General features: G+C 65.8%; 19 protein-coding genes. 9 read left to right on the top strand and 10 right to left on the bottom strand.

All coding sequences use genetic code 11. The features are described from left to right. Positions 1 to 14 precede the first annotated feature (14 nt). A complete protein-coding gene (gene arc, locus ABQF30_RS20070) occupies positions 15 to 1,841 on the bottom strand; it encodes a proteasome ATPase (RefSeq protein ID WP_448466967.1) in 1,827 nt (608 codons plus the stop codon). Positions 1,842 to 1,986: 145 nt separating this feature from the next. On the opposite strand from arc, the gene ABQF30_RS20065 reads away from it, so the two are divergent. The 3 genes from ABQF30_RS20065 to ABQF30_RS20055 all read left to right on the top strand — a co-directional run bounded on the left by ABQF30_RS20065 (position 1,987) and on the right by ABQF30_RS20055 (position 3,330). Continuing rightward, a complete protein-coding gene (locus ABQF30_RS20065) occupies positions 1,987 to 2,490 on the top strand; it encodes an MTB12 family secreted protein (RefSeq protein WP_448466965.1) in 504 nt (167 codons plus the stop codon). 177 nt (positions 2,491 to 2,667) lie between these two features. Beyond that, a complete protein-coding gene (locus tag ABQF30_RS20060) occupies positions 2,668 to 3,030 on the top strand; it encodes a lipoprotein LppK (protein WP_448466963.1) in 363 nt (120 codons plus the stop codon). Between the two features lie 6 nt (positions 3,031 to 3,036). Then, positions 3,037 to 3,330 carry a DUF503 domain-containing protein gene (locus ABQF30_RS20055; protein WP_448466961.1) on the top strand — a complete coding sequence of 98 codons (294 nt, stop codon included), beginning with the start codon at positions 3,037 to 3,039 and terminating at the stop codon, positions 3,328 to 3,330. On the opposite strand, the gene ABQF30_RS20050 is transcribed toward ABQF30_RS20055, so the two are convergent. After that, entirely contained in the window at positions 3,327 to 4,166 is an 840-nt protein-coding gene (locus ABQF30_RS20050; protein ID WP_448466959.1) for a tRNA (adenine-N1)-methyltransferase, read from the bottom strand. The two genes, ABQF30_RS20055 and ABQF30_RS20050, sit on opposite strands and share 4 nt — an antisense overlap. A gap of 85 nt (positions 4,167 to 4,251) precedes the next feature. On the opposite strand from ABQF30_RS20050, the gene ABQF30_RS20045 reads away from it, so the two are divergent. The 3 genes from ABQF30_RS20045 to ABQF30_RS20035 are packed head-to-tail and all read left to right on the top strand — an operon-like array spanning position 4,252 to position 6,379. After that, the gene (locus ABQF30_RS20045) at positions 4,252 to 5,082 is read left to right on the top strand and encodes a RecB family exonuclease (RefSeq protein ID WP_448466957.1); all 831 of its coding nucleotides are present in this window, start codon (positions 4,252 to 4,254) and stop codon (positions 5,080 to 5,082) included. After that, the gene (locus ABQF30_RS20040) at positions 5,079 to 5,876 is read left to right on the top strand and encodes a thioesterase family protein (protein WP_448466955.1); all 798 of its coding nucleotides are present in this window, start codon (positions 5,079 to 5,081) and stop codon (positions 5,874 to 5,876) included. Before ABQF30_RS20045 ends, ABQF30_RS20040 begins: the two co-directional genes overlap by 4 nt. After that, a complete protein-coding gene (locus ABQF30_RS20035; RefSeq protein WP_448466953.1) occupies positions 5,873 to 6,379 on the top strand; it encodes a DinB family protein in 507 nt (168 codons plus the stop codon). Before ABQF30_RS20040 ends, ABQF30_RS20035 begins: the two co-directional genes overlap by 4 nt. On the opposite strand, the gene ABQF30_RS20030 is transcribed toward ABQF30_RS20035, so the two are convergent. From ABQF30_RS20030 to ABQF30_RS20020, 3 genes are all read right to left on the bottom strand, one after another. Continuing rightward, entirely contained in the window at positions 6,376 to 7,311 is a 936-nt protein-coding gene (locus ABQF30_RS20030) for an SDR family oxidoreductase (RefSeq protein ID WP_448466951.1), read from the bottom strand. The two genes, ABQF30_RS20035 and ABQF30_RS20030, sit on opposite strands and share 4 nt — an antisense overlap. A 67-nt stretch (positions 7,312 to 7,378) precedes the next feature. Then, positions 7,379 to 8,251, bottom strand: coding sequence for a helix-turn-helix transcriptional regulator (locus ABQF30_RS20025; RefSeq protein WP_448466949.1), 873 nt, complete (start codon positions 8,249 to 8,251; stop codon positions 7,379 to 7,381). 69 nt (positions 8,252 to 8,320) lie between these two features. Continuing rightward, the gene (locus ABQF30_RS20020; RefSeq protein WP_448466947.1) at positions 8,321 to 9,925 is read right to left on the bottom strand and encodes an HNH endonuclease signature motif containing protein; all 1,605 of its coding nucleotides are present in this window, start codon (positions 9,923 to 9,925) and stop codon (positions 8,321 to 8,323) included. Between the two features lie 142 nt (positions 9,926 to 10,067). On the opposite strand from ABQF30_RS20020, the gene ABQF30_RS20015 reads away from it, so the two are divergent. From ABQF30_RS20015 to ABQF30_RS20005, 3 genes are read left to right on the top strand one after another with little or no spacing between them, the layout of a single operon-like run. Then, positions 10,068 to 10,385, top strand: coding sequence for an ArsR/SmtB family transcription factor (locus ABQF30_RS20015; protein WP_448466945.1), 318 nt, complete (start codon positions 10,068 to 10,070; stop codon positions 10,383 to 10,385). Continuing rightward, positions 10,382 to 10,888: an SRPBCC family protein gene (locus ABQF30_RS20010; protein ID WP_448466943.1), complete on the top strand. Its 507-nt coding sequence runs from the start codon at positions 10,382 to 10,384 to the stop codon at positions 10,886 to 10,888. Before ABQF30_RS20015 ends, ABQF30_RS20010 begins: the two co-directional genes overlap by 4 nt. A gap of 11 nt (positions 10,889 to 10,899) precedes the next feature. Further along, positions 10,900 to 11,547, top strand: coding sequence for a flavodoxin family protein (locus tag ABQF30_RS20005; protein ID WP_448466941.1), 648 nt, complete (start codon positions 10,900 to 10,902; stop codon positions 11,545 to 11,547). Here the strand turns inward: ABQF30_RS20005 and ABQF30_RS20000 are convergent. The 5 genes from ABQF30_RS20000 to ABQF30_RS19980 all read right to left on the bottom strand — a co-directional run bounded on the left by ABQF30_RS20000 (position 11,498) and on the right by ABQF30_RS19980 (position 16,219). Then, positions 11,498 to 12,874, bottom strand: coding sequence for an FAD-containing oxidoreductase (locus ABQF30_RS20000; RefSeq protein WP_448466939.1), 1,377 nt, complete (start codon positions 12,872 to 12,874; stop codon positions 11,498 to 11,500). The genes ABQF30_RS20005 and ABQF30_RS20000 overlap by 50 nt on opposite strands. Before the next feature lie 3 nt (positions 12,875 to 12,877). Then, a complete protein-coding gene (locus ABQF30_RS19995; RefSeq protein WP_448466937.1) occupies positions 12,878 to 13,360 on the bottom strand; it encodes a DUF4126 family protein in 483 nt (160 codons plus the stop codon). A 66-nt stretch (positions 13,361 to 13,426) separates the two neighbouring features. Then, entirely contained in the window at positions 13,427 to 14,281 is an 855-nt protein-coding gene (hisG, locus tag ABQF30_RS19990) for an ATP phosphoribosyltransferase (RefSeq protein WP_448467265.1), read from the bottom strand. A 15-nt stretch (positions 14,282 to 14,296) separates the two neighbouring features. Continuing rightward, on the bottom strand, positions 14,297 to 14,578 hold the full coding sequence (locus ABQF30_RS19985; RefSeq protein ID WP_448466935.1) for a phosphoribosyl-ATP diphosphatase: 282 nt from the start codon (positions 14,576 to 14,578) through the stop codon (positions 14,297 to 14,299). 45 nt (positions 14,579 to 14,623) lie between these two features. After that, positions 14,624 to 16,219, bottom strand: coding sequence for a sugar porter family MFS transporter (locus tag ABQF30_RS19980; RefSeq protein WP_448466933.1), 1,596 nt, complete (start codon positions 16,217 to 16,219; stop codon positions 14,624 to 14,626). Positions 16,220 to 16,260 lie beyond the last annotated feature (41 nt).

Here is a 16,260-nt window from a genome sequence, read left to right as displayed (position 1 = left end):
TGCTGAAGTAACCGCTACAGGTACTGCCCCAGGTTCGACTCGGTGTCGATTGCCCTGCTGGCGCTCGACGACTTCCCGGTGACCAGCGTGCGGATGTAAACGATCCGCTCGCCCTTCTTGCCCGAGATCCGGGCCCAGTCATCGGGATTCGTGGTGTTGGGCAGGTCCTCGTTCTCGGCGAACTCGTCGACGATCGAGTCGAGCAGATGCTGGATGCGCAGACCGGGCTGCCCGGTCTCCAGTACCGACTTGATCGCGTTCTTCTTCGCCCGGTCGACCACGTTCTGGATCATGGCCCCTGAGTTGAAGTCCTTGAAGTACATGACTTCCTTGTCACCGTTGGCGTAGGTGACCTCAAGGAACCGGTTGTCGTCGATCTCGGCGTACATGCGGTCGACGACCTTCTCGATCATCGCCTTGATGCACAGCGAGCGGTCGCTGCCGAACTCGGCGAGGTCGTCGGCGTGGATCGGCAGTGCCTCGGTCAGGTACTTGGAGAAGATGTCCTGTGCCGATTCGGCATCCGGCCGCTCGATCTTGATCTTGACGTCCAGACGGCCGGGCCGCAGGATCGCCGGGTCAATCATGTCCTCGCGGTTGGAGGCACCGATGACGATGACGTTCTCCAGGCCCTCGACACCGTCGATCTCCGAAAGCAACTGCGGCACAACGGTTGTCTCGACATCGGAGCTGACGCCGGTACCGCGGGTGCGGAAGATCGAGTCCATCTCGTCGAAGAACACGATCACCGGGGTGCCTTCCGACGCCTTCTCCCTGGCGCGCTGGAAGATCAGCCGGATGTGACGCTCGGTCTCGCCGACGAACTTGTTCAGCAGCTCGGGGCCCTTGATGTTGAGGAAGTAGCTCTTCGCCTCGCGGGCGTCGTCGCCGCGGACCTCGGCCATCTTCTTGGCAAGCGAGTTGGCCACGGCCTTTGCGATCAGCGTCTTACCGCAGCCAGGCGGACCATAGAGCAACACGCCTTTGGGCGGACGCAGCGAGTACTCGCGGTAGAGCTCCTTGTGCAGGAACGGCAGCTCCACGGCGTCGCGGATCTGCTCGATCTGCCGGCCCAGGCCGCCGATGTCGTTGTAGCTGACGTCCGGCACCTCTTCGAGGACGAGGTCCTCGACCTCGGCCTTGGGGATGCGTTCGAAGGCGTAACCGGCCTTCGTGTCCACCAGCAGCGAATCACCCGGCCGCAATTTGCGGGGGCGATCGTCGTCTTGGGCAGCGTCGGGAAGGTCAGGCAGATCCTCGAACGCGACGAGCGGCTCGGCCAGCCAGACGATGCGCTCCTCATCGGCATGCCCGACCACCAACGCGCGGTGCCCGTCGGACAGGATTTCGCGCAGGGTGCTGATCTCGCCCACCGCTTCGAAAGTGCCGGCCTCGACGACGGTCAGCGCCTCGTTGAGGCGGACCGTCTGGCCCTGCTTCAGGGAACTGGTCTCGATGTTGGGTGAGCAAGTGAGCCGCATCTTGCGACCCGAGGTGAACACGTCGACCGTGTCATCGTCGTGAGTGGCCAACAGCACGCCGTAACCGCTAGGCGGCTGGCCCAGCCGGTCGACCTCCTCGCGCAGGGCGAGCAACTGCTGGCGGGCCTCCTTGAGGGTGTCCATCAGCTTGGCGTTGCGCGCCGCCAGCGAGTCGATCCGTGCCTCGAGCTGGTGAACGTCACGGGCGCTGCGCAAGCCGCTCTGCGGGCCTACCGCACTCTCCAGTTGCTCGCGCAGAACCGCGGCCTCCCGACGCAACGATTCCAGCTCGGCTGCTTCCTCACTGGACATGGGTGTCAAACCTTCGGGAAAACCTTCCGAACGCTCGGACTCACTCATATTGCGCTCCCTCCCGCACCGGAAGTTGGTGCAGTAACAACTTCAACGCTACCGGCGATTCAGCCTTTGTGTGCGGTCTAGGAGATCGACACTCCAGCACCACTGTTAACCTCTAACTTCAGTTGGTCCGATCGAAAGGACAGTCGTGACCCCGAAAACCCTCGTTACCGGCTTTATCACCGCAGCTGCAGCGGCCGCTGTGGTGGGCGGAGCAGCGGCGGGTGTGACTTCCATTGCATCCAGCGGCATGTCGAGCGCCCCGGCCGTCCAGCCGGTAGTGTTCGGCGCCCCGCTGCCGGAGGTACCCGCTCCGGACTTGAACGCACCGCTCGTGCAGACCCTGCAGGCGCTTGCCGGCGGCGGCTCGTTCAGGGGCAAGGCGCCCTACATCCAGGGCGGCATCGGCCGGGTCGAGAGCATCGCCGCCGACCGCGCGTACAACCAGGCCGCGGCCGAGGGCAAGTTCCCGTTGACCTTCAGCCTCACCAACATCAACCAAGAGGGCCCAGTCGCCTACGCCGACGTCACCGCCACCTCGGCGACCGGCGGCACCGCCACGCAGAACATCCAGTTCGTGGCAGGCCCGAGCCCGACCGGTTGGCAGATCTCGAAGGGCTCAGCGCTGGGGCTGCTGTCCTCCGTCGGATAGTTGACCCGCACCCGAATCTCAGTCCTGAGTGCCGCCACGGTCGCCGTGGCGGCACTCGGGCTATCGGGATGCAGTGGTGAGCCACCGGCAACCACGTCGAATCCGTCGCCGTCAGCCTCCGCGCTGACCACGGCGCCGGCCCCCCCGCCGGCCGCGCCCCTGCCTCCACCTGACGCCTTGACCGGTGTTCTGTACCGGCTCGCCGATGTCAACGTCCCCGGCGCTGAGAAGGTCGGCCTGGTGGAAAAGGCGACGGCGGCCGATGCCGCGGCCCTGGACAAGTTCGGGCGGGCCCTGATCGACAACGGCTTCGCTCCCCTGAACCTTGAGGCGACCGATCTGGCGTGGTCACAGACCGAGCCCGAGAACGTTGTCGCGACGATCAACGTCACGACCGGAGGCGACGGGCAGGGCGGTGAGTTCAGCTTCCCGATGGAGTTCACCCCCGACGACGGGAACTGGCAGTTGACCAGGCATACCGCCGACCTGTTACTGGAAATGGGCGCTGCCGCAGGCACCGCTCCGACCCCGACCCGCTGAATACGCATGTGGATTGGGTGGCTGGAGTTCGATCTGCTGCTCGGTGATGTGCACTCGCTCAAGCAGAAGCGGTCCGTCATCCGGCCGGTGATCGCCGAACTACAACGCAAACTCGCGGTGTCGGCCGCCGAATCCGGTGCTCAGGATCTGCATCGCCGAGCCGGTATCGGCGTCGCCGTGGTGGCCGCCGATCGCGTACACGTGGTCGACGTGCTCGACGCCGCCGAACGCATGGTTGCGGCGCGGCCGGAGGTGGATCTGCTGTCCACCCGCCGGGGCTTACACCGGAGCGACGACTAGATTCCCCCGCCCAGTTGGCGTTTGCGCCGCAGCGGCATGGGCGCTATTGCTCCGGGCGCCAATTTGCGCACGCTGATCAGAAACGCCGTGTGCCCACGCATGGTGTGTTGCGGGCGGACCGCAAGCCCCACCACGTGCCAGCCCCGCTGCATGCTTTCCCACGCCCGCGGTTCGGTCCAGCACTGCTGTTCCCGCAGCGCCTCCACGGCGCGCGACAGCTGGGTGACCGTGGCGACATAGATCATCAGCACGCCGCCGGCCACCAACGCCTGAGAGATCGCAGGCAGCACCTCCCACGGCGCCAGCATGTCTAGCACCACGCGATCCATCTCAGGACCCGAGTACCCGGCGACGTCGCCCATCACCAGATTCCAGTTCTCCGGCCGCTCACCGAAAAACGTCGTCACATTCCGCTCGGCATGCACAGCGTGATCGTCGCGCAGCTCATAGGACGTCACCTGTCCGCCGGGGCCGACGGCGCGCAGCAGCGAACACGTCAGCGCACCCGAACCCGCGCCTGCCTCCAGCACCCGCGCGCCGGGAAAGATGTCCCCTTCGTGCACGATCTGGGCGGCGTCCTTGGGGTAGATGACCTGGGCGCCGCGCGGCATCGACATCACATAATCGACCAACAACGGCCGCAACACCAGAAACTGGTCTCCGTTTGTGGATTTCACGACACTGCCTTCCGGCAGCCCGATCACGTCGTCGAACGCGATGATTCCGCGATGGGTGTGAAACTCCCCGCCGGGATTCAGCACCATCGTGTAGTGCCTGCCCTTCGCATCGGTGAGCTGCACGCGGTCACCGACTTCGAACGGTCCTGTTCTTGGCACGGCTATTCAGCCTGCCAGTAGCCGCGGCGGACGCGGTGCGCGGGGTTCCGCAAATTTGTCGGCGGTCGGTCATAGGCTGCCTTACATGAGTGACGAGCCGGCTGCAGTGGTCCGTCGTCCCGCCTTGTCGCCGTCGCGGGCCAGTGATTTCAAGCAGTGCCCGCTGCTCTACCGGTTCCGGGCCATCGACCGGCTGCCCGAGCCCCGGTCCACCGCGCAGCTGCGTGGATCTCTGGTGCATGCCGCGCTCGAGCAGCTCTATGGGCTCCCTGCGGCCGAGCGGGTACACGACACGGCGCTGACGCTCGTCGAACCCGCCTGGGACCGCGTGGTGGCCGAGGAACCGGAGCTCGCCGATGCCGAGCATCCCGCGGCGTTGCTCGCCGAGGCCAGGGCGTTGTTGTCGGGTTACTACCGGCTGGAGGATCCGACCCGGTTCGACCCGGAGTGCTGTGAGCAACGCATCGAGGTCGAACTCGCCGACGGCACGTTGTTGCGCGGCTTCGTCGACCGCATCGACGTCGCGCCGACCGGTGAACTGCGCGTGGTGGATTACAAGACCGGGAAGGCGCCACCCGAAGCCCGAACCCTCGCCGAGTTCAAGGCGATGTTCCAGATGAAGTTCTACGCGGTGGCGTTGCTTCGCTCACGCGACGTGATGCCGGCCCGGCTGCGGTTGGTGTATCTGGCCGATGGTCAGGTGCTCGATTACTCCCCCGACCGCGACGAACTCTTACGCTTCGAGCGCACGCTGATGGCGATCTGGCGCGCGATCCAGGCCGCCGGCGTCAGCGGCGATTTTCGGCCCAATCCGTCGCGGCTGTGTTCTTGGTGTGCGCATCAATCGCTCTGCCCGGCGTTCGGTGGGACGCCACCGCCATATCCCGGTTGGCCGGAAGAGCTAGGGGCCGCATGATCGGTTGTCACTACCGTCGGATGGGTTCCGACGGCGACTATCAGTTGTTCGAGTCCACCGCCGACACCCGCAGCAACTGGGATCCGGCAATTCAGCACGGCTCGCCGCCACTGGCCCTGTTGACCAAGGCGATCGAGGAGCTGACGGCAGCTTCGGGCCTACTCATCGGGCGGCTGACACTGGACATTCTCGGTGCGATACCGGTTGCGCCGGTTCGGGTTCGGGCCTGGATCGACCGGCCGGGGGCCCGTATCTCGATGGTTGTCGCCGAAATGGCCGCGGCACGTCCCGACGGCGCCTGGCGGGCGGTGGCACGGGTATCGGCTTGGCTGCTCGCCCCCAGCGACACCAGCGACGTGACCACCTACCGCTACCCACCGCTGGTGGAGGGGCAGGCGGCCGAAGTCGCGCACAACTGGGAGGGCGCACCGGGCTACTTGGAAACTGTGAGTTGGCGACGCCAGCACACTGCGGAGGGCCAAGCCGCCGAGGTGTGGATGAGTCCGCTGACAACGGTGGTCGACGACGAGCCGACGACGGTCGTGCAGCGGCTCGCCCTCGTGGTGGATTCGGCCAACGGGGTTGGGGCGGCGCTGGATCCGGAGCGGTTCGTGTTCATGAACACCGACACCTCGGTGCACCTGCACCGGACACCGGTCGGGTCGGATTTCGCAGTACGTGCCCGCGGGTCGATCGGCCCGGACGGCATCGGCGCGACGACCGCCGAAATCTTTGACCGCGAAGGGTTTGTCGGCACCTCGGCCCAAACTCTGCTGGTGCTACGCGCGCCATGATCGACGAGCTTCGCCGCCAGTTCGACCTCGCATGGGCTTTGACCGATCTGCATCTGTCGGCACTCGTCCCCGACGACTTCCTTTGGGAGCCCGCAGGTCTGGTCTGGACCGTGCATCAAGACGCGTCAGGGCTCTGGTATCCCGACTGGGCCGACACTGAACCCGATCCGATCCCGGTGCCGACCATCGGATGGCTCACCTGGCACATGATCTTCTGGTGGTCGACGGCGCTCGCCGATGTCAACGGCCGGCCAGTACCGGAACGCGCCGAGATCGACTGGCCCGGTTCGGCCGCCTCTGTTGAGCGCATCCGGGCGTTGGGGGCACAGTGGGGTGACCTGCTGGCATCATCGACGCTCACGGATCTTACTGCCCCATCGGCATTTCCGTGGGGCGCTGATTCCGGCCGGACTGTGGCCGACACCATCATGTGGCTGCACGTCGAACTGACGAAGAACGCCGCCGAAATCGGCCAGCTGCGCATGCTTCGCGCGGTCGGCTAGGCAGCCCGCACGCCGACGAGGTTCTCGGACAGATCCCAGAGGCGGGCGGCCTCCGCGGCGTCGCGGGCCGGCTTGTAGACCTCCTGCTCGGCGGGTGGGCCCGACAGGTGCTGGAATCCACTGGGGCCGTAGAGCTTGCCGCCCTCGGCTTTGCGGTGGACGGCCGCGTACAGCGCCGGTTGCATGCCCTCGTCGATGGATTTGTTCACCACGCCGATCCGGGCGAACAAGCGGACCATGCGGACCTGAAGCGTGTCGCGGGTGCGACCCATCCCTGGTTGGGCGGCCAGGAGGTTGGTGGGAGTGACTCCCGGGTGCGACACGTTACTGGTGATCCCCCACCCAGCCCGCTCGCTGCGGCGATTCAGCTCCAGACCGAACATCAGGTTGGCGATCTTCGACTGGCTGTAGGCCTTACCCGCCGAGTACGACTTTTCGAAATTCGGATCGTCCCAGTTGATCTGATTTCTGGCCGCCGCGACGCTGGACTGTGTGGTGACCCGCGCGTTGCCCGCCCGCAGCGAAGGCAGCAGGCCGGCGGTGAGCGCGAAATGCCCGAGATGATTGGTTCCCCACTGCAATTCGAATCCGTCAGCGGTGGCTTGGCGGTTCGGCGGGCTCATTACCCCGGCGTTGTTGATCAGAAGGTGAATCGGACGGCCTTCGCTGATCAGCTCACCGGCGAAGTCGGCAACCGACTGCAACGACGAAAGATCCATGGGGCGGATGCTGACGCGTGCGGCCGGGACGGCGGCTCTGATGCGGTCGACGGCGTGTTGACCCTTGTCGGGGTTGCGGACCGGCAGGATGATCTCGGCGTCAGCAGCGGCCAGCCGTTGCGCCAGCCCGAAGCCGATGCCGTCGCTGCCGCCGGTGATCACGGCCAGTTTGCCGCTCAGGTTCGGCACCACGATTTCTGCTTTGCGCGACATGAAGCAGCTCTCCTCCGTACGTTGTCAGGCTTGTGACATCCACGCTGACAGGTTCCCGGAACTGTATTCAGGGACTGGTTGTCCCTGGATAAGCGACGGGCGCGTCGCGCAGGTAGAACTGCGGATCATCGCCCAGTGCAATGAGTTTGGCGTGGCTGGGGGTTCCCGGCTCGGCAGTGAATACCAACAGTGTGTGCGATTGCATCGCGTCGTGCAGGAACTGGCACTGCACTTCGAGCACGCCCAGTTTCGGATGCACGATGCGTTTGGTGCGCTCATGAGTCTGCGTCACTTCGTGCTGCTTCCACAGCTCGGCGAATTCGGCGCTGCGGCTCAACAGATCCTCGACAATTTGAGCTGCCCGCGAGCCGGCACCATCGCGCGCGTAAGCCACCCTGGCGCCCGCAACCCAGGACCGCCCGACCGCGGCATGGTCTTCGACCGGATACACCGTGCGAGCGGCGTCGTCGGTGAACCACCGATACACCACGCTGCGGGCCATCCCCTGAAAGGCCGTTTCGTCGCCCAACAGAGCGCGCGCGGGCGGCGTCTGCACCAACGTCTCGCCCAGCGCCGACATCACCTGCGCCGGTGTGTCATGCAATCGGTCCAAGATCCGCATCGTGGCCGGGCTGACATGCTCGCCGATGAGAGTGCGGGCAGGCGCGTTGTGCCCGGCCAACCGGAACAGATGATCGCGCTCGTCCAGGGACAACCGCAGCGCCCGTGCCAAGGAAGCCAATACCTCCGCCGAGGGCTGCGGACTGCGCTGCTGCTCCATCCGGCAGTAATAGTCCGTCGAGATCAGCGCCAGCGCCGCAACTTCCTCGCGGCGCAGCCCGATGGCTCGCCGGCGAGGCCCGGTCGGCAATCCCACGTCCTCAGGGGCTAGTGCTTGGCGCCGGGTACGCAGGAAATCGGCCAACTGCCTCGCATCCATCAACCCAGTGTTGCGCCGAACAACGCCGCCGGCCAGTGCCGTCAGTCACGCGCTCGATCATCACCGCCGTCAGAACGGTGGTGGTGCGTTGCATTGGGCGACGAAGTCGTCGTTGAGTTTGCGTTCGGCGGTGATGCGTCGGGTGGTGTTTTCGGCTCGGGTGAGGCGGCGTTTGGGCATCATCACGGTGCGGTCGCCGGTAGTTGCGGGCACGGAGTCGGGCAGATTCAGGGTGCCGGTGGGTGTGGCGAGTGATGGGATGAGTAGCGCGCCGCCGGGCATGGTGGGGTATTCGTGGCCGGTGGGTGCTGTCCAGATCACGGTGCCGTCGGGCAGTTGACGGTCCCGCCAACCGTTCTTGCCGATCCAGAACGTTTTGAGCAGATGGTGAGTTCTGCAGAGGCACTTCAGGTTTGACGCATGGGTGCAACCCCATGGGTAGGGCACGGTGTGGTCGATATCGCAGCGGTCGGCGGGTTTGTCGCAGTGCGGATACCGGCAGGTCAGGTCGCGGCAGCGGACGAAGTCGGCCAACGCCCGCGACGGGACATAGCCGGGTTCGGGTGGCGCGTCCCCGGGGTGCACGATGCTGCGTAGGGTGGCCCGCGGCAGGATCTCGGCCAGCGCATGTGCGGGCAGGACGCCGCCGCCGATGATGACCGCCGGCGCCGGGTTCGGCGCACGGTCGTCGGGCGGCGGGACCGAATCATCGTCGCCGGCCTCAGAGGATTGCACCACCTCGGCGGGTAGGGGGGCCGACGCAAGGTTCTCGCTGTCGGGGGACGCGGCCGGTTGCACGGTCGCCGGCGCGGGCGCACGGTCGCCGGTTTCCAAAGCCTGTGCTGCGTCGATGGTTTCGGGGGTGACGACGATGTTGACGACCAGGTTCTTGTCGGGGCCGGCGGGTCGGGTGCCGGTGCAGTCTTCCCGGCCACACAGACAGGCCAGGTCCCGGAACGCGGCGATCGCCCCCAGCGCATCGGAGCGGCGGACAGCCAGGGGGCGCGGATCATGCGGGCAGACCGAGGTGACCATTTCGGTGACCCGCTCCTCGAGCAGCGCCGCGTCACTGGCCAGCAACCGTCCGAACAGGCTGGCCGTTCCGGGCTCATCGGTCGGCGAGCCGATCTCCAGATAGCGTTGCCGCGACGCGGCATTGGCTTTCCGCAAAGCCCCGGGATCATGGGTGACCACCAGGGCATCGATGGCGCGGATCGTGGCGGCCACCGACCAGGTACCCCAGCGCCCCACCTGCTCGGCGAGCTCGGTGTCGATGCGGCCCAACGCGTCGCGATCCTGGATCAGATAGGTACGCCAGATGACCGCGGCCGCCAGGTCCGCGCTGATCGCCCCGGCCGCCAACAACGCCGCCACCTGCGGGACCCGATCGCGCAACGCCACCCCGTCGCGGGCCTGGGTCAGCGCCGCCCATTGACTGATGCCCTGGGCGGCCCCGAGTTCGGCGCCCACCGCAGCGCACGGATCCACCCACCACAGTTCGCGGTCCTGGGCTGTGGGGGTATCGGTGCGGCGGATGAACAACTCGGCCATCGCCGCGAGCTTGCGCGCCGCCGCGGCCGCCTCAGCCTGCGCCCAGCCTCGGACCGTGTCGATCAGCGTGGCGTCATCGGCCCCCGCCAACTCGGCAATCTCGGCCAGCGACCTATCGAACATGTTTTCGAACCTACCCCCACTCACCGACACGCCACCCCACCAATCGACCACCTGTGGATGAACCACAGACTGGGGATAACTCGAGCCCAAGCGTGTCATATATCGACTTGCCTCTATATAGATGACATGCAATACTAGTCGCATGGACGTGTTCGAGGCAGTCGCCGAACCCAGCAGGCGGGCATTACTGGACGCGCTCATCGACGGGGAACGCACGGCCGGCGAGTTGGTGGCGACGCTGCCCGAGCTGACCCAGCCGACCGTGTCGCGCCACTTGAAAATCCTGCGTGAGGTCGGATTGGTCGAAGTGCGTCCCGACGCCCAGCGCCGCATCTACGCTTTGCGCGCCGACGGGCTGGTGCAGATCGACGAGTGGATCGACCGCTACCGCCGTTACTGGGCCAATCATCTCGACGCGCTGGAAAGCCACCTCAAGACGACGCACAAGGAGACGAAATGACAAGCCCTGAAGGAAAACTCACGATCGACGGTGACCTCGCAGCACTCACCTTCGAACGCCGGCTGCCGTATCCCGTGGCTGCAGTATGGTCGGCGATCACCGATCCCGCAGAGCGCGGTCAGTGGATGGGTGAAACGAAAATCGATGCCCGCGAAGGGGGATCGATCGAGATGGTCGCCGACGGTCCGCCGGCGCCGCCCGATGCCAAGAGGATGACAGGCCGGATCAGGGTGTGGGACCCGCCGCGAGTGTTCGAGCATGAGTGGCACCAGCAGATCCTCACAGACACCGGTTCCGGTGTGGTGCGTTACGAACTCACCCCCGACGGCGACGGAACCCTGCTGCGGTTCAGCCATCGCGGCCTCACGGTCCGCGACGGCCAGGGGTTCCATCCCGGCACACATGCCTTCCTCGACCGCATGGAGGCACATCTCGCAGGCACTCCCCTGCCCGAATGGGGACAGCGCTATCAGGAAGTCGCCGCACTTCTGGCGCAGCAATGAAAGGAATAGTCATGTCTCACAACGGCACTGACATCGCTGCGCCCACCGTGGCTGTCGTCTACCATTCCGGGTTCGGCCACACCGCGGCCCTGGCCCAGGCGGTTGCGGCGGGCGCCCGGGACGCCGGTGCCGATGTCAGCCTCATCGCCGTCGACACCATGACCGAAGCCGACTGGGATGTCCTGGACACCGTCGACGCGATGATCTTCGGCTGCCCCACCTACATGGGCAACGTCTCGGCCGGATTCCAGACGTTCACGGAGAAGACCGGCAGGCGCTGCGCCAACGGCGATTGGCGCGACAAGGTGGCGGCCGGGTTCACCAATTCCGGCGGCAAGAGTGGAGACAAGCTCAACACACTGAATTCACTGGCGGTCTTCGCCGCTCAGCACCACATGCACTGGGTGAACCTGGGTTTGGGACCAGGCTGGAACAGCTCGGTCAGCAGCGAGGACGACCTCAACCGACTGGGCTTCTTTCTGGGCGCCGGCGCACAGACGAACGTGGACGCCAACGCCGACCAAGTGCATCCTTCCGATGCGGCGACGTGCCGCCACCTCGGGCAGCGGGTCGCACTGGTGACGCGTCAGCTCAACATCGGCCGGACATTCAGTCCAGCGGCTTCAGCTCCTGCAACATCGTCGGCACCAGTTCGCTGACCGTCGGGTGGATGTGCATGGTGCGTGAAATCGCGGTGTAGGGCTTCTTGGCGGTCATGATGTCGACGATCGCATGCACCACCTCGTCGCCGCCGACGCCGAGGATGGCTGCACCGAGGATCTCCTCCGTCTCGGCATCCACCACGACCTTCATGAAGCCTTGGGTCTCCCCCTTTTCGACCGCGCGGCCCACTCGCGTCATTGGACGCTTACCTACCAAGGCTTTTCGACCCGATGCGCGGACAGCTTCGACGGTCATCCCGGCGCGACCCAACGGCGGGTCGATATAGAGCGCATAGGCGGTGACGCGATCGCTCACCCGCCGCGGATCGTCGTCGAGCAGATTCGCCGCGACGATCTCGAAGTCGTTGTAGGAGGTGTGGGTGAAGGCACCCTTGCCGTTGCAGTCCCCCATCGCCCAGATGTGCTCGACGTTGGTGCGCAACTGGTCATCGACCACGATGTAGCCGCGGTGGTCGGTCTGCACGCCGGCATGTTCGAGTCCCAGGTCATCGGTGTTGGGCGCCCGACCCACGGCGAGCAGCAGGTGGGTGCCGGCGATCGACTCCGCACCGTCACGCGGTGTGACTTCGAACCCGTTGTCCCGCTTGGTGAACCGGATCGCAGTCGCGTTGAGCACCACGTTGATGCCCTCGGCTTCCAGGATCTCCTTGATCGTGGCCGAGACATCTTCGTCCTCACGAGACGTCAGGCGCGGCCCCTTCTCGATCACCGTAACGCTGGCGCCGAACCGCCGGTACATCTGCGCGAACTCCAGTGCGATGTAACTGCCACCGATGATGACGAGATGTTCGGGCAGGGAATCGAGTTCCAGGACCCCGACATTGGTGAGGTACTCGATGCCGTCCAACCCGGGAAAGTCCGGAACCACTGCGCGGCCACCGACATTCAGGAAGATGCGGTCCGCAGTCAGCAACTGTCCGTCCACTTCGACGGTGTGCGGGTCGACGAAGCGAGCATGCCCCCGCAGCAGCGTGGCACCCTCCATGCCCTCGAGCCACGATTCAAGACCATGCCGGTCGTCCAGCATGATCTTGTCCTTGCGGGCCTTGACCTTGGCCATGTCGACCGTGACATCGCCTGTACCGACACCATATTCGGTGCCCCGGCGGGCCAGGTGAGCGGCGTGCGCACTGGCCACCAGAGTCTTGGTGGGAATACAGCCGTAGTTGACACAGGTGCCGCCGACGAGCTTGCGTTCGATCACCGCGACGGTCTGACCGGCAGCGGTCAAGCGGCCCGCGAGCGGTGGCCCGGCCTGGCCGGCGCCGACGACGATGGCGTCGAATCGCTGTGCGGACGGCATCGGCTAGACGATTGCTGTCAAAGCCGCGATGGCGAAACCGCCGAGCACTGCGACGGCGTCCTCCAGCAGGGCAATAGGTAGGTCACGGCCCTCGTTGGACGCGACCAGACGCTTGCGCGCCTCATACCCGCCCAGGGTTCCCAGCACCGCGCCGACCAAACCGGCGCCCAGCCCGCCGACGGTGTACCCCCACGCGGTGCCGATCACGGCGCCCGCGAACGCCCCGGTGACGAGCCGTGCGATGAACTGAACCGGGGTCTTGCGGCTCGGCGTGCGTGGCAGCTGATCGGTAATCAGCTCTACCACAGCAAGAATCGTCAGCACGGTGACTGTGACCGGATGTGCCAGCCACTCGACCCAGGTGCCGTCGAGGTTGATCCAGTTCAGCGCCGCCGCCCATGCCACCGCCGCCGGAGCGGAGAATGCGCGCAGCCCTGCCACCGCACCGATGAGCAGAGCCAACAGCAGAACCAGAAAAGCCGTCATGGCAACCTCCGAAGGAGTGAGATGTCACCCGGACGCTAGCACGCAGCGCGCGATGTCACCTGCCGATCAGAAGCGGCAGAACCGAATGTCGGACGCCAGTATCGCTTTGGCGCCGATAGCGGCGATCTCATCCATGATGGCGTTGACGTCACGCCGGGGCACCAGGGCGCGCACTGCCACCCACGCCGGATCGGCCAGAGGCGCTATCGTCGGCGACTCCAGGCCCGGTGTCACCGCCGTCGCCTCCTCCAAAACCTCACGGGGGCAGTCATAGTCCAGCATGAGGTACTGCTGGCCGAACACCACGCCCTGCACCCGCGCCGTCAGCTGATCTCGCGCGGCCGCGGCGCCGTCGCCGTCGGCACCGTCGCGTTCGATCAGCACAGCCTCCGATTCACACAGCGGCGCACCGAACGCCACGAGACCGTGCAGGCCCAGAGTTCGGCCCGAACCGACCACATCGGCGATGACGTCGGCGACGCCGAGCTGGATGGAGATTTCGACCGCACCGTCGAGCCGGATCACCGTGGCGTCGATGCCCTGTGCCGCCAGGTCTTTGCGGACCAAGTTGGGAAAGGAGGTGGCGATCCGCTTACCGGCCAGGTCCTGCGGCGCCCAATCGCGACCGGCGGGCGCTGCATACCGGAACGTCGAGCTTCCGAACCCGAGGGAGAGCCGCTCGCGCACCGGGGCATCCGAATCCGCCGCCAGGTCACGACCGGTGATCCCCAGATCGAGCTCACCGGATCCGACATAGATCGCGATGTCCTTGGGCCGCAGGAAGAAGAACTCGACGTTGTTGTTCGGATCGACGACAGTCAGGTCCTTGGGATCACGCCGTCGCCGGTAGCCCGCCTCGGCGAGGATCTCGGCGGCCGATTCACTGAGCGCGCCCTTGTTGGGAACCGCAACCCGCAGCATCTGGTCAGCCACGGCTCACAGCTTCCGGTAGACGTCGTCGAGGGTCAGCCCGCGGGAGATCATCAGCACCTGTGTCCAGTACAGCAACTGACTGACCTCGTCGGCCAGTGCGTCGTCGCTCTCGTGCTCGGCGGCCAGCCATACTTCGCCGGCCTCTTCCAGGATCTTCTTGCCGAGCCCGTGCACGCCGGCGTCAAGCGCCGCGACCGTGCCGCTACCGGCCGGACGGGTCCGCGCTTTATCGCTGAGCTCGGCGAACAGGGCGTCGAAGGTCTTCACGGGCATGAATTGTTTCACGTCGAGGCAAACAACCCGCGCTCGGAGGGTCGGCGGATACCGGCGTCAACGCCGCAGCGCCTCGGCATGCATGTCCTCGAGGTGCTTGCCCTTGGTCTCCTCGACCCACTTCCAGACGAAGACGAACGACAACACCGCACAGATCGCGTAGAACCCGTACGCCAAGCCCAGCAGGTTGCGCAGTTCGGGAAAGGTAACGGTGATAAGGAAGTTCGCCACCCATTGGCCGGCTGCCGCGAGGCCCAACGCTGCCGCCCGAATTCGGTTGGGGAACATCTCTCCCAGCAGCACCCACACCACCGGGCCCCACGACATGCCGAATGCCACCACGAACACGTTGGCGGCGACCAGCGCGATCGGCCCGGCCGTGCCGCCCAGTGCCGGCTGGCCGTCGACTTGCGGCGCCGTGCCGAAGATCACCGCCATAGTGCCCAGCGAAACCGCCATGCCGGTAGAGCCGATCAGCAGGAGGGGCTTGCGGCCGATCTTGTCGATCAGCGCGATCGCGATCAATGTGGTGACGATGTTGGTCACCGAGGTGATCACAGTGATGGTGAAGGCTTGGCTCTCGTCGAATCCGACGGCCTCCCACAGCACGTTGGAGTAATAGAAGATCACGTTGATGCCGACGAATTGCTGGAAGATCGACAGCCCCAAGCCGACCCAGACGATGCCGTAGAGCTCGCCGACGATGGCAACCCCGACGGCGAGCGCCAGGAAGATCACGGCAGTCAGCCACAGTCCGAAGAAGAACGACACCACGGCGAGTGAGACGAACAGCAACAGCAGCCACCACACGTACTGCCGGACCCAGGCGGTCAGCCTGCCCGCTGATGCGCCGGCCGGCTTGAGCAGATCCTGCCAGGACGGCGGCTTGTCCGACTTCAGTGAGTCTTCGATGCGGTGGATGGTGATTTCGAGGTTCTTCTCACCGAGCAGCATGGACAGAACCTTGCGCGCCTCCGGAATCCGGAACTTGGCGACCAGATACCGCGGCGATTCCGGGATGGTGAAGGCCAGTGCGCCGTAGGCGACGGCAGGCACGGCCATCACCAGGAACATCCAGCGCCAGGCGGCCATCCCCAGCCAGAGTTCCTCGCGGGAACCGCCGGCCAGATGGGCCAGCAGGTAGTCGATCGACAGCGACAGGAAGATGCCGGTCACGATCGCCAATTGCTGCAGCGAACCCAGGCGTCCGCGAATGCGCGGGGGTGCGGTCTCGGCGATGTAGGTGGGCGCGATGACGGACGCCACCCCGATGCCGAGGCCACCGATGATCCGGAAGACCATCACCAGCCAGATGTTGTGCGCCAGTCCGGCACCGATCGCGCTGATGAAGAACAGGACGGCGGCGACCTTCATCACCGAACGTCTGCCGATCTTGTCGGCCAACCGGCCGGCCGTCAACGCTCCCACCGCCGCACCGAGCAGCGCCGAGGCCACCACGAAACCGAGGGTGAAATTGCTGATGTCGAACTCATCCTGCAGAGCGGCCACCGCCCCGTTGACCACTGCGCTGTCGTAGCCGAACAACAGCCCGCCGAGAGCGGCCACCGAGGCAATGAGTGCTACCCGGCCGGTGTGCTCGGATTCCTCGTAGTCCAGGCCTGATTCAGGATCGCCGACCGGTCCGTGAGTCATGAGGCACCCCTCCGCAGCAATGCGTGATCAGGCTCACATTC

It is taken from the genome of Mycolicibacterium sp. XJ870, assembly GCF_053483975.1.
The sequence above is the reverse complement of the archived record's forward strand: the minus strand, read 5'-3'. Positions and strand labels throughout refer to the sequence as shown.